A 12,150-nucleotide genomic window follows, 5' to 3' on the forward strand; every position below is an offset into this window, starting at 1 on the left:
ACGGGCTAACGGCCTAGATCCACGCGGTAGCGGCAGGAAGGCGCGGAGCAGGCGGCACCAGCGGCCCCGGGTTGCCCGTGGAGGCGGGTTGCCCGTGGGAGCAGTCAGCCGGTCAGCCGTCCGGGTCCGGATGGATCGAGTCGACCCAGTACACGTTTTCCGGTTTCTCCACCGGTTCGATGTCCAGGTTGACCACGACCGGATCCATGCTGCTACGGCACAGCACGCACTCCAGGGGTTCGTCGGTACGTGCGTTGATCTCCTGGTGGGGCACGTAGGGCGGCACGTAGATGAAGTCGCCCGGTCCCGCCTCCGCCACGAACTCCAGCCGGTCGCCCCAGCGCATCCGCGCCCGGCCCTTCACCACGTAAATCACGCTTTCCAACTCGCCATGATGGTGGGCGCCGGTCTTCGCGTTCGGATGGATGGTCACCGTGCCGGCCCAGATCTTGCTCGCGCCGGTCCGCGCGTGGTTGATCGCCGCGGCCCGCGACATGCCCGGCGTCTGCGGGGTGTTGGTGTCGAGCTGGTCGCCGGGGATGACCTTCACCCCGTCATCGCGCCATTTCGGATCGTCATGCATGGCTTGACCCCTTCAGCTGCCGCACGTAGTCACTTTGGAGCGGGCTTATCATCCAGCCCGAGCCTGTGCAGCTAGTGATTCAGTCCGAGCTGTGCGCGCAACTTCACGTCCGCCACACTGTTCTTCATCCAGTAGTCCAGCATCAGCCGCTTGTTCAGGACTGCCGTGGTGACCAGTTCCTTCTGTGTGCCATCCTCCGCGAACTCGACTTCCTCCCAGGACTCGATCTCGTGGGGGAAGTCCTTCTTGAAACGAATGGTCAGGGTGCGGTTCAATTCAGGATAGTATACCAGATTGTATACCATCAGATCAGGCTCTCGCACGTCCGGCATCAGGATGGCCGTGGCGTTCACGGTCCGCCACACGGTGTGGTCGAACCGCTGGTACAGCGTACCCGGAATCATGGTGACGTTACCCGTCGGCAGGGCGTCCGGATTCAGGCGGATCGTCGTCCAGATCTCGTCTTCCGTAATGGCGTCCTCGAGGTTGGTGACCCGGTCGCCTTCGCTCTCGAAGTACGAATACTGCTGGACGTAGTACTGGTCGTCCAGCCGGTTCAACTGGACGAAGGCGTGGCCGCACCATTCCTGGACCGACGTCGTGATCTTCAGGGTCCGAGGAAAGCGGTCCCCGTACACCGGGGTAAAGACCGAAGTCATTACGGTGTAAGGATATACACCCGTATTGAACTCGCGCAGGGCGTTCAGTTTGAGGACCTTGACGGCGTCATTCCCGGCCTCGCCGGGCCGGTCGAGCTTGACCTGTTTCCGGGCCGAGAAATCCTCCGTCACGAAGATGAGCACCGCGTCTCCATCGTGAAGTTCGCCGTAACGGGCCTGCTTCAAGGTGTAACTCGTAATCTCCGCCTTGCCCTGGTACCAGTAGTCGCCGAACGTGACCGGTTTGTCCCGGGCGGCGTCCGTGCCGTCTCCGGCCAGCCCGCACCCGCCGGTCAGCCCGATCAGCACGGCCAGCACGGCCATCGAACCGACCAGCACTCTCAGGAAGTATCGTTTCATTGAATCACCTCGCTATCCCCTGGGATTTCGGGAGAGTAGGCGAAGGGCCGCGATCCCAGCATCCGAATGCCATAGACTGCCATGGAGACCAGTCCCCAGGTGAGTCCGACCACCACGCCCGCGTCGACGATGCCGCGCCAGGGCTGGGGCAGGTACCGGATCAGGAAGATCAGAATCACGATCCCGAAGGTCAACAGCAGGATGTTTCGCCGCCGGTCGGGATTGATATGTATGTATCCGGCGAGGAACAGAGGCGCCAGGAAGAGCCACACGGGACGAGGGTTATGGTAAAGGTACCACGCCCGGGCAACCACGCGGGGAGAGAAGTTCCGCTGAAAACCCTCGTAGCCCTCCGAATGGGCCATGAACAGCACTACGGCGGCCAGCGATACCCAGTGGTACCACAGGAACGGAACGTTTTCAAAGGCATCGATGGTGACGGAGAACAACCGGACGATGGCGTAAAGCAGGACCGCACAGATAAAGGAAAGGCCCCATGCCAGGCCGGCGATGGAGAGCAGTCTGCTTTGTGTCCCCCGCGTACGCTCCGTCATGGACGCCCCTTCAATGTGCGTTCCATGTCCCGCTGGGCGTCCCGTTCCATGATGGTCCGTCTGCGATCGTAGTCCCGCTTCCCCTTGGCCAGGGCGATTTCCACCTTGGCGCGTCCCCGTTTGAAATAAAACCTCGTGGGGATGAGGGTGAGTCCCTTTTCCACGACCCGGCCGATCAGCTTGCGAATTTCCGAGCGATGCAGGAGCAGCTTGCGTCGGCGGGTCGGCTCGTGGTTGAAATGGCTTCCCTGCTCGTATGGCGAGACGTGGACGTTGTACAAGTAGACCTCGCCGTTATCGACCGCGGCGTAGCTGTCCGTCAGGGCGATCTTGCCCGCCCGCAGCGATTTCACCTCCGTGCCGGTCAGCACGATCCCCGCCTCCCAGGTCTCCAGGAAATGGTAGTCGTGCCGCGCCTTCCGGTTAACTACGATGACCTTGATGCCGTCGGCCCCGTTGGGTTCGGCGATTTGACGTTCTGATGCTCTGGCCATGGCTGCCTCGAATCGGCATAGCTGATCCCAGTTACGCTATCCGCCCTGCTTGACAATCGGCGGCTACCGGAATATATTACGTCTGCGGTTTTATGACAAATGATATGTGATGCCGAAGTGGTGGAACTGGTAGACACGCTGTGTTCAGGGCGCAGTGGGCTTTCGCCCGTGAGAGTTCGAATCTCTCCTTCGGCATTCGGGTTGGACACCCGCATGATTTCATGCGGGTTTTTTTGATGGTATGCGGTTATGGAGACACAGATCCGGCCTGTCTCCTGTCGCGAATCCAGTGGGCGTAGCGTTTCGGATCGATCCGGATCACGTCCAGAGGTTCCACAGTCACGCGGGATGCCCTTTGCCATGCGTCTACCTGTTCGAAGGTGTCGGAGGGAAGAATGTACACGTAGCCCGGCCGGTCCAGGTCGAGTGAACCGACCTCGAGGTCGATGCGCGGCTCTACGTTGTCGTCGAGGTCCTCGGGGCGTTCTATCCCAAGATCGACCCCGAAGCTGAATCCGCCGCCGTCGATCGGCCTGATCGGAAGCGAAAACGCTATGGCAATGTTCCGCAGGTGGGTAGCGTAGACCGCGGTCAACTGGTCTTCGCCCGGACCTACACCGCGAGCGGTTTTGGGTTCCAAGCGAGCGAGTTTTTCGGCGCTGCCGTGGTAGAGTACGGGCGGTTTTTCCGCCTGATCGCTCATTGGGATTTCATGCCTTCTCGCAATATGGATGACTCGAAGTATCGTTCCTGGAACTCCGTAAGGTCGCGGATTCTCTCATCGGTGAAATACTCGCCATCGGGAACTACCACGAGCTTGTCATCTGCATCATCCGATCTCCGGATCACCGCGATACACCGGCCCGTGAAACACTTGACCGGGCTGTCCACGCCCAGCACGTAGGCATCCAACTCTTCGGCGTCCAAGCCCGGCACGCCGGGAACGAATCCGTAGTTCACCGGGTAAGTGAAATCATGTTCGGGATGCCGGGAACCGAGGGGTCGGTCTAGCTTGACATCGACCGTCTTACCGATGAACATCCGGGAATCCATGATTTGAACACGCTCACTGGTCTCTTTTTCAGGCATAGTAGGTTTTTCTAGGACTGGCAGTATCTTTACATCAGAACGGTCACTGACTGGATCTACGTTAATCCAATCTTCGAAAAGGGTCAATACTCTATGCGCCCGGGTACGCTGGCCGACTACAGCATCCTGCTGGCACTGTGGTTCATGATGTTCGCCGCGAGCAGCCAGACGATGATCATGACGCCACTAATGCCCATTGTACAGACGCAATTCGCGGTGCCCTCGGAATACCTGGGCACGCTGGTCACCGCCTACGCCGTCATGCTGGGCATCTGCGCGTTGATCACCGGCCCCCTGTCGGATGCAGTCGGCAGGCGCCGGATTCTCATGGTCGGCACCGGTGCCATGTGTGGGACCCTGTTCCTGCACAGCTTCGTTACGGACTACCTCTCGCTGCTGCTGGTCCGGGCGGTGTCCGGGATGGCAGCCGGCGTGCTGAGCGGCGTGGCGCCGGCCTATATCGGGGATCACTTCCCATCTGAAAGGCGGGGGTGGGCCAACGGCGTGGTCATGACCGCCATCGCATTCGGGCAGATCGTGGGTATCCCGGCTGGAACGATCCTTGCCGATCGCTTCGATTTCGCCACGGCCTTCATCTGCTTCTCCATACCCATGGCGCTTTCGTTCGTGCTGGTCTGCACGCTGGTCCAGCAGCCCGTCGTCGCCCGGACGCGCCTTTCTGGTATCGGATCTGTCGTCAAGCGGTACACTTCCATGTTCACGGCACCGGAGACCGCGGCGGCCATTGGCGCATACTGTGTGATGTTCATGGGAATTGCCTTCTACGTCATCTACCTGGTCGTGTGGACCAAGGAGGCCTTCGGGGTGTCGGGCGACGAGGTAGCATCCCTGTTCGTGGTCTCCGGCATCGCCAGCGTGATCGTGGGACCCTGGGCGGGGCGCTTATCGGACCGGTGCGGCCGGAAAGTCATGATCGTAGGCGCCTGCCTGGGCCTCTTCCTCCTCATGTCGCTGACGACGGCCATCATGACGGAATTCTGGATCGCCTATCCGCTCTTCTTTACCATCATGTTGCTCGTGTCCGCCCGCATGGGCCCTTTTCAGGCGCTGCTTTCCGAGATCGTTCCGGCGGAACGGCGCGGTTCGCTAATGAGCCTGAGTATCGCGACCGGTCAACTGGCTATGGGACTGTGCAGCGCGGCCGCGGGTATTGTGTATACCGAGGTGGGTTACGTCTTCAGTTCGGCGATCGGAGGCGCGGGGATGCTCGTCATGGCATTCATCATCTGGCGGTATATACCCGAAACGCGGAAGGCGTAAGCGGGTTTGCACAGGCGGTGGGCGTCGGATGCGCTCTGCCCGACCTGCCCAGTCAGGCCGAATCCGCATGCAGCGCGTCCACGAATTCGGAGACGACAGCGTTGAACCGGTCGGGCTCCTCGTAGAACAGCACGTGGCCGCTGCGCTCGAAGACTTCCATCCGGGCGCCCGGGATGTGTTCGAACATGTACTGGCAGCCCGGAAAGGCGCCGCTTTTGCGACCCGTCGTGATCAGGACCGGAAGATCGATGGAAGGCAGCATGGGACGCCAGTCCTGCGCCCGGTAATCGGGGCCGAGCGTGACGCCCTGGGCCGGCGTGTTTTCCCTGCTCTCCGCGAGGAACCTGTCCAGTTCGCCGTCGGAGACATCGTAAGAGACGAACATCTTCCTGAGTTGCCAGCGCCTGCGCTTCGTCTCGTCCTCCGGCGGGGGTTCGGTCTCGGGTTCGGGCGGGTCGTGGACTTCGATACTGGGCACCTCGTCGACCAGCACAACCCCTTTGAGCCTGTAATCCCTGAAGAGTTCTATGTAGGAAAGGACCGTCCGGGCGCCGATGGACCAGCCGATGAGCGTGACTTCGCGGAGGTCGAGGGATTCGATGATTTCCCGCACGTCCGCAGCGTACCGGGCCGTGCGATGGCCCCACGGCGTCTTGTCCGACCGGCCGTTGCCCCGGGTGTCCACCGCGATAACCCGGAATCGCCGGCTCAGGGCGGGGACCTGTTTGCTCCACCAACCCAGGCTCAAACCGCCGCCGTGGATCAGGACAATGGGTTTTCCTCGACCCGTGTCTTCATAGTACAGCCGGACGCCGTCGTTGGCTTCGACGAAACCTGTGCGTTTCTCCAAGACCTGGCATCCTCTCCGCGTCCTCAGTTCACCCGGGTTTCGACTCCGACGCCGTCCGCGATACGCGGGTTCGGATGGAGAATGACATGATCGCCGGCTGCAATGCCTTCCAGAATTTCGGCCTCGATCCCATTTCGCTGTCCCACCGAGATTTCCCGCGATTTGGCCACGCCGTCTTCGACGGCGAATACGCCCCAGCTTTCACCGATCCTGAACAAGGCGCTGGACGGGACCTTGAGGACGTCCCCTTTCTCCCAGACGATGATCCGTCCCGTTACCCGGTAGCCATCGCCCAGTTCCGCAGGGGTCTCGTCCAGATCCACGATCACGTTGACCCGCTGTTCGTCCACGCCCAGCGCGGACACCCGCGTGAACGCCGCCGGCTCCACGCGGCTCACCTTGCCGGACAGCGGGTCCGGTCCACCCCACTCTTCGATCCATACCGTCTGTCCGACGCCGACCCTGACGGCATCGGTTGACAGCACGTCGATCATCACTTCCATGTCCCCCGGATCGCCCACTTCCAGCAGGGGCGTCCCCGCGGCGACGACCCGCTCGCTTTCTTCGAACCGGCGCAACACCCGGCCGTCTACCGGAGCGACGACGGAGAGAATGGCTTTCGCATCGCCGCGTTCCTCCCGGAGGGCCAGTAGCGCCGCCTGGGCGACCTCATGTTCGGAAACGGCCGCCCGGTGACGGAAGAGAGAGGATTCCAGCGAGCGTTCGGCGACCGTTGCCGCGTGCACGGCGCGCTCCAACCGTTCGCGCGAAATACTGCCGCTCGCGGCGAGTTTCTCGGCCCGTTCCCGTCCGCGGGCGGCTTCTTCCTGTTCTACCCGTGCGCGGGCGACGTTCGCCTCGGCCTCGCGGACCAGTGCTTCGGCCGTTTCGATCCGGGCGCGGGCCTCCGCGGACTCTCGGGAACCGAGGGGAGAGGGGGTGATGCGCGCCAGTTCGTCCCCCTTGCCGATCTGGTCCCCTTCTCGCAGGTCCGGCCTCGCCAGCCGGCCGGACGCCGGCGCCGTGATCAGGTAGCGCTGCCTTACGCGGGTCCTGCCTTCCTCGCTGATCGTCACCCGCATGGGTCCCACTTCCGCCGTGGCCGTGTCGACCAGGACCGGGGAAGGCATGAACGCCCGGACGATGAGTATCAGGACGATCGCGACGATCAGAATGGGAATGATGTGTTTGCGACGTATTTTCATAACAGGCTCGCGGTTTATTCCTGGGTCTTGAGCACGCCGACCAGATCCAGGTGGCGCAGTCTTCTATGGACGATGTAAGCGGACACCACGGCCGCCGCGGTAACGATCAGGAAAGCGAATGCGTAGGTCTTTTCGGTAATGACCAGCGGCATCCTGTAGAGTTCCTGCGCGGTGGCGTCCACGGCAAGATAACATAAACCCCATCCAATGAGAAATCCAATCGGTATCGCAAGCAGGGTAATGATGGCCTGCTCGCCCAGGAGGACGACGGATATCTCCCGTTCGGTAAACCCGAGCACCCGCAGGCTGGCCATTTCTCGATTCCGTTCCGCCAGGGCGATGCGGGCGCCGTTGTAAACCATGCCGCAGGCGATGATGCAGGCGAATACGGTCAGCGTGAACGTGGTGGCATTCGTGCTCTCGGCGATCGTGTCCTCGAATCCCTTGATCACGGCCTCGCGAACGGCAACGCCCGCCACGGCCGGCGTCTCCTTCAGCGTGCTGTACAACCGGGCCGCGTGAAGCGGATCGACGGAGAGATACGCACCGGAAATCGTCTGCCCTTCTCCCAGGAACCGGTTCAACGCGCGGGTATCCATGTACGCGGTGGTCCCGATCAGCTCGTCGACGAGCAGGGTTACCGGCAGCCGGCCCCGCATCCGCGATCCCTCCAGGACTTCGACGGCGAGCATATCACCCTCCCGAACCGCCAGGAGGTCGGCCAGGGTCTTGTTCAGCACGATACCTTCCGGCGGCAGGGACTGAACCCGTCCGTCCCGGTCGATCAACTGTCTCAGCTCTCCGGCGGGATCGAGGCCTGTGATGGCGGTCTGCTTCATCAGGTGACCGGACCGAAGCCTGACGGGCACGGCGCGGTACGGCTCCGAGCGGACGACCCCTGGGAGATGAGTCAGTTCGAATCGGGCTCTTGCGGGACGGGGCCCCGCGAAGACGACCGCCGCGTCATCGCGCTGCACGGTACGAAACTGGTAGTCGATCATGTAATCGATGGAGTCGAAAGTAAATCGCCCCATGACCAGGATCGCGACAGCCATGGCGATGCCGAAGGCGGACAACAGCGTCCTGGCCGGCCTCCGTTCCATGTTGCGGAAGATCATCCGCCACACCGGAGAGAACATGCGGTGCAAACCCAGGCGTTCCATCGCGAGCGGTCTGAATTGGAGCGGAGAATCCGGCCGCATCGCTTCCGCGGGAGGCATGGACATGGCCGCGCGCAGCGCCTGCAGGGTGCCCAGCAACGCGGCGGCAACGCTGATCACGGCGGATATGGCGATGACCTCGATATTCAACTCGTAGACCAGGTCGGGGAAACGGTAATAGGCCTGGTACATGCCGGTGAGCGGCCGGCCGATCCAGAAGCCGCCCAGGATGCCGAGTAGGGTGCCGCCGGATACCGCCAGCAACGCGAATTTCAGATAGTGCCATCCGATAGACACGTTGCGGTAACCGAAGGCCTTCAGGATGGCGATCTGGTCCCGCTGGGCGCGCACCATGCGGGAGAATACGATGTGGAGCAACAGGGCCGCGATCCCGAGGAATATGGCCGGCGTGACGTTGCTGGAAACGCTCAGGCCCAGGATTTCATCCGAAAGGAACTTGTTGGAGATCTGGGTGTCCCGGCCATAGGCGCCCGCACTTCCATAGGATTCGAGCAGCAGATCCATACGGTCGATCACGTCCCGCTCGCGGGCCTCCGGCGACAGGGCGACCGACAGATCGTTGAACCCGCCCTCCATGTCGAAGGCCGCGCCGAGGGCGTCGCGACTCATCCAGATCACGCCGAAGCGGAGATTGTCCGGGAAGATGGAACCGGATCCCTGCACTTCGTATACGTATTCGGGAGACAGGCCGATACCGACGACGCGCAGCGCTTTCCGCCGGCCGTTTATGACCGCCCCGATCCAGTCGTCGGGCACCAGTCCGTTGGCCAGGGCGAAGGCTTCGCTGATGACGACCTCCTCGGGCCGGCCCATCGCCGGGTAGCGGCCCTCCTGGATCGCGATATCGTTAAGCACCGGCCTACGCTGTTCGGGCATGGAAACCAGCCGGCCAGTCGCGGGCTCCTTCAGGCCTGGAACGTCCAGGTTCACGTCCATCACGATGCGGGTGCGGACACTCGAAACACCCGGTATCCGGGCGATGCGCTCCGCGGTCGATGCCGGCGCCCGTTTGACGCCTGCGAACACGTCGGCGAAACGGTAACGGGTGTAGTAGGATTCCTGCGACTCCAGCAGGGCGATATAGGTGTGGCGCGAGGAGACGTAAACCATGATCCCGCAAGCCATCACGAGCGTGATGGCGATGACCTGACCGCGCATGCGCGCCAGTTCGCGGAACACCTTGCGGTTCAGGATGGTCATGGCTGTCCCGTTCCGGGGAATGTGGTGGATCGATTCGGGCTGACCGGCCTGAAGGAACCAGTAGTCGGCCACCTACCGGGTCAGTTCGTCGGGCCGGCCAGCTACCAGGTCAGTTCGTCCGGCCCGCTGGCTACCAGGTCAGTTCGTCCGGCCGTTTCTTCGTCGGATTGGCATAGATGTCGATGATCTCGCCGCTGCGCAGGCGGATGACCCGGTCTGCCATGTCGGCGATCGCCGCGTTGTGGGTAATGACGGCTGTCGTGGTGCCCAGCGTGCTGTTGACCGTCTCGATGACTTCCAGCACCCGCTTGCCGGTCGCATAGTCCAGGGCGCCCGTGGGCTCGTCGCACAGGAGCACTTCCGGACGCTTCGCGATGGCCCGGGCTATGGCCACGCGCTGCTGTTCGCCGCCCGACATCTGGGCCGGGAAGTGGTGCATCCGCGGTTCCAGGCCTACGAGGCGCAGGGCGTCCTCCGGCGGCATGGGTTCATCGGCAATCTCGGTGACCAGCTCCACGTTTTCCAGCGCGGTGAGGCTCGGAATCAGGTTGTAGAACTGGAAGACGAAGCCGACGGACTTACGCCGGAATCCCGTCCTCTCACTTTCGTCCGCTCCGGTCATCTCCCGATCGCGATAGAAGACCTGGCCGCCCGACGGGACGTCGAGACCACCCAGGATATTGAGCAGCGTCGACTTTCCGCTCCCCGAAGCCCCCAGGAAGACGGCGAGTTCCCCCGCGTACAGATCCAGATCGACCCCCCGAAGGGCGGAAACGTCCACTTCGCCCATGCGGTAGACCTTGGAAATGTTTCGTGCCCGAAATACCGGTTCTGCCTGATCTACGGTCACTTTAAGGCCTCCCGGCTATGCGATTACGCCAAAAGCCGCGCGAAAAGGCGCCCGCAGTTGGCAATGTCGAGAAGCTTCGCGTGTCCTATCTGTCCCTCGGAATCCGAGCTTACCTGTCCCACGGATACCGGGCCGTCGGCTGGTTGACGTAGCGCTGCAGGCCTAACGTCAGCCGCGTACCGCAACCGGGCTCCAGGCGCACCGTGAAATCGGAATCCTCCACGGAAACCCGGCGGCCGTCGTGTTCGACTGCGTCCACCCGGTGTTCCCCGTAGGTACCGCCCTGTACGATCACGGTGCGTGCTTCGACCGGGTTGGCGTTCACCAGGTGCACGTCGAGTCCACCGGGGTCGATACGATCGATCAACACGGCCACGTCTTCCGGGACGCCGGGACGCCCGCGTTCCGGGTCGAAGTACCAGAGCCGGCAGTGCAGCGGACGGGCGTAGGCGGGCCTCGGCCCGCCGGTCATGAGGTTCACGAGGGTCTCGATCCGCGCCGGATTGAAGGGATTGGGATTGTCCGACAACCGCGTGTCCGGCGTCGACGTATCGCCGCGGATCTTCTCTACCTGCCCCCGCAGATCCTCGAAGTCCTGCTTCAACGCGTCCACGGGAAAACCGGGGTTTGACCCGTCCAGGAAGTTCAGCCAGGGATGGTCGCCGGTGAGGGCGCGGTCACCTGGATCCATAGACCAATCGTACACCTCGACCGCGCCCCGGTCATACGGTTCGGGCGCATAATCGTACCAGCCGTCATCGCCGTGCATGTGGGGATACATGGTGACACCGTCCACGGTTTTGCTGTTGGCGTTGACCGACTCGAGGACGGTGCGCCAGACATCCACGTACTTCTGGTCGCCGGAGAGCAACAGGGCGTTGCCGAAGCCATCCACGGCATGGGCGACGGCGTTCAGGGTGAAATTGTCCAGACGGCCGTGGCGATGGGCGAACACCTTGTGGTTCCAGCCGTAGACGCCGCCCCACCATCTGCCCTCGCAGGCGCCGCCGATGACGCCGTCCAGGCCCACGTTCGAGGGGATCACGCCCCCGTTGGCGTGGGTACGCTCCACCCACGCGTCCGCATACTCGAGTATCCAGTCCCGGTACTTCGCCTCCCCGGTGAGCGCATAGGCGTTAAACGCCAGTCCCGTGCACGTCAGGTTAAGCGGATGATCGCCGGCCACGTCGTTGTAGGTTTCGAACCGCTCGCACATTTCCGCGTAATCGCGCTGGCCGTGGAGCAGATCGAACCGACCGTCCTCCAGCGGATCGCCCACCCAGTCCAGGGCCGTGGTCTTGCGCAGCATCGGCCCCCGGCTGCCGTTGAACATGCTCCGGATCAACCGGTGCTCCGGGTCGTAGTTCTTCGCCTGCGGATCCTCGTCCATATAGAAGCCGGCGAACCTCCTCGCCCGGCGGATGTGGTTTTCATCGTCCGGATCGCAGTTCCCCAGGAGATTGAACACCACCAGGCCCTCCGCGTGGTGGGCCCAGTCGCTGTGCACCGGAAACTCCTTGTAGTACATGCCGTCCCGGGCGAAAGGCACGTCGACGGTCTTCGCCTCCGTGTACTGCCGGATATGGCCGTCCTGCGCGGTCTTGCACATCTCCCGGATGCGGTCTCCGCCGCCGAGCAGATAAACCAGCGGCCAGTGGGCCAGGTTCTCGATGGCATCGTCCGGACCGTCGAGGGCACCCCAGCGGGGCACGCATTCGAGATAGCCTTTTTCGTCGAAATACTTGTCGTAGAACAGTTCGAGTGCCTGGGTCATGGAGCGAATGAGTGATCGCTCCAGCAAAGCCCATTGAGGCGGTGCCATGGGCGTATCGATCCGAATCGTG

The 12,150-nt window shown here is 62.6% G+C and carries 12 protein-coding genes and 1 tRNA gene; 2 read left to right on the top strand and 11 right to left on the bottom strand.

Going from position 1 to position 12,150, the window contains the following annotated elements:
- Window positions 1–112 precede the first annotated feature (112 nt).
- The 4 genes from OXG98_09105 to smpB all read right to left on the bottom strand — a co-directional run bounded on the left by OXG98_09105 (window position 113) and on the right by smpB (window position 2,650).
- Complete coding sequence (locus OXG98_09105; GenBank protein ID MCY3772165.1) at window positions 113–583, bottom strand: cupin domain-containing protein; 471 nt, start codon at window positions 581–583, stop codon at window positions 113–115.
- 71 nt (window positions 584–654) lie between these two features.
- Window positions 655–1,602, bottom strand: coding sequence for a hypothetical protein (locus OXG98_09110; protein MCY3772166.1), 948 nt, complete (start codon window positions 1,600–1,602; stop codon window positions 655–657).
- Window positions 1,599–2,156 carry a hypothetical protein gene (locus tag OXG98_09115; protein ID MCY3772167.1) on the bottom strand — a complete coding sequence of 186 codons (558 nt, stop codon included), beginning with the start codon at window positions 2,154–2,156 and terminating at the stop codon, window positions 1,599–1,601. The genes OXG98_09110 and OXG98_09115 overlap by 4 nt, the downstream gene beginning before the upstream one ends.
- A complete protein-coding gene (gene smpB, locus OXG98_09120) occupies window positions 2,153–2,650 on the bottom strand; it encodes an SsrA-binding protein SmpB (protein MCY3772168.1) in 498 nt (165 codons plus the stop codon). Before smpB ends, OXG98_09115 begins: the two co-directional genes overlap by 4 nt.
- Before the next feature lie 111 nt (window positions 2,651–2,761).
- Between smpB and OXG98_09125 the strand changes: the two genes are divergently transcribed.
- Window positions 2,762–2,845: transfer RNA gene (locus tag OXG98_09125), tRNA-Leu, on the top strand.
- 52 nt (window positions 2,846–2,897) lie between these two features.
- Here the strand turns inward: OXG98_09125 and OXG98_09130 are convergent.
- Together OXG98_09130 and OXG98_09135 are read right to left on the bottom strand one after the other, a co-directional pair.
- Complete coding sequence (locus tag OXG98_09130) at window positions 2,898–3,353, bottom strand: hypothetical protein (protein MCY3772169.1); 456 nt, start codon at window positions 3,351–3,353, stop codon at window positions 2,898–2,900.
- A complete protein-coding gene (locus tag OXG98_09135) occupies window positions 3,350–3,691 on the bottom strand; it encodes an inorganic diphosphatase (GenBank protein MCY3772170.1) in 342 nt (113 codons plus the stop codon). Before OXG98_09135 ends, OXG98_09130 begins: the two co-directional genes overlap by 4 nt.
- A gap of 141 nt (window positions 3,692–3,832) precedes the next feature.
- Between OXG98_09135 and OXG98_09140 the strand changes: the two genes are divergently transcribed.
- The gene (locus tag OXG98_09140; protein MCY3772171.1) at window positions 3,833–5,020 is read left to right on the top strand and encodes an MFS transporter; all 1,188 of its coding nucleotides are present in this window, start codon (window positions 3,833–3,835) and stop codon (window positions 5,018–5,020) included.
- A 52-nt stretch (window positions 5,021–5,072) separates the two neighbouring features.
- Here the strand turns inward: OXG98_09140 and OXG98_09145 are convergent, their stop codons facing one another.
- From OXG98_09145 to OXG98_09165, 5 genes are all read right to left on the bottom strand, one after another.
- Window positions 5,073–5,870 carry an alpha/beta hydrolase gene (locus OXG98_09145; GenBank protein MCY3772172.1) on the bottom strand — a complete coding sequence of 266 codons (798 nt, stop codon included), beginning with the start codon at window positions 5,868–5,870 and terminating at the stop codon, window positions 5,073–5,075.
- A gap of 23 nt (window positions 5,871–5,893) precedes the next feature.
- The gene (locus OXG98_09150; protein ID MCY3772173.1) at window positions 5,894–7,075 is read right to left on the bottom strand and encodes an efflux RND transporter periplasmic adaptor subunit; all 1,182 of its coding nucleotides are present in this window, start codon (window positions 7,073–7,075) and stop codon (window positions 5,894–5,896) included.
- Window positions 7,076–7,089: 14 nt separating this feature from the next.
- Window positions 7,090–9,456: an ABC transporter permease gene (locus OXG98_09155; GenBank protein ID MCY3772174.1), complete on the bottom strand. Its 2,367-nt coding sequence runs from the start codon at window positions 9,454–9,456 to the stop codon at window positions 7,090–7,092.
- A gap of 130 nt (window positions 9,457–9,586) precedes the next feature.
- Window positions 9,587–10,246 carry an ABC transporter ATP-binding protein gene (locus OXG98_09160; GenBank protein MCY3772175.1) on the bottom strand — a complete coding sequence of 220 codons (660 nt, stop codon included), beginning with the start codon at window positions 10,244–10,246 and terminating at the stop codon, window positions 9,587–9,589.
- A gap of 169 nt (window positions 10,247–10,415) precedes the next feature.
- Window positions 10,416–12,150: hypothetical protein (locus OXG98_09165; GenBank protein MCY3772176.1), on the bottom strand; the 1,735-nt coding region annotated here is incomplete at its 5' end.

The sequence above is a fragment of the Gemmatimonadota bacterium genome (assembly GCA_026706345.1).
In the GTDB taxonomy this organism is placed as follows: Bacteria; JAAXHH01; JAAXHH01; order JAAXHH01; family JAAXHH01; genus JAAXHH01.

Excerpts from the sequence above, each read along its gene's own strand:
- smpB (MCY3772168.1), bottom strand. The coding sequence starts at position 2,650 with ATGGCCAGAGCATCAGAACGTCAAATCGCCGAACCCAACGGGGCCGAC.
- OXG98_09130 (MCY3772169.1), bottom strand. The coding sequence starts at position 3,353 with ATGAGCGATCAGGCGGAAAAACCGCCCGTACTCTACCACGGCAGCGCC.
- OXG98_09140 (MCY3772171.1), top strand. The coding sequence starts at position 3,833 with ATGCGCCCGGGTACGCTGGCCGACTACAGCATCCTGCTGGCACTGTGG.
- OXG98_09115 (MCY3772167.1), bottom strand. The coding sequence starts at position 2,156 with ATGACGGAGCGTACGCGGGGGACACAAAGCAGACTGCTCTCCATCGCC.
- OXG98_09110 (MCY3772166.1), bottom strand. The coding sequence starts at position 1,602 with ATGAAACGATACTTCCTGAGAGTGCTGGTCGGTTCGATGGCCGTGCTG.
- OXG98_09105 (MCY3772165.1), bottom strand. The coding sequence starts at position 583 with ATGCATGACGATCCGAAATGGCGCGATGACGGGGTGAAGGTCATCCCC.
- OXG98_09160 (MCY3772175.1), bottom strand. The coding sequence starts at position 10,246 with ATGGGCGAAGTGGACGTTTCCGCCCTTCGGGGGGTCGATCTGGATCTG.
- OXG98_09150 (MCY3772173.1), bottom strand. The coding sequence starts at position 7,075 with ATGAAAATACGTCGCAAACACATCATTCCCATTCTGATCGTCGCGATC.
- OXG98_09135 (MCY3772170.1), bottom strand. The coding sequence starts at position 3,691 with ATGTTCATCGGTAAGACGGTCGATGTCAAGCTAGACCGACCCCTCGGT.
- OXG98_09155 (MCY3772174.1), bottom strand. The coding sequence starts at position 9,456 with ATGACCATCCTGAACCGCAAGGTGTTCCGCGAACTGGCGCGCATGCGC.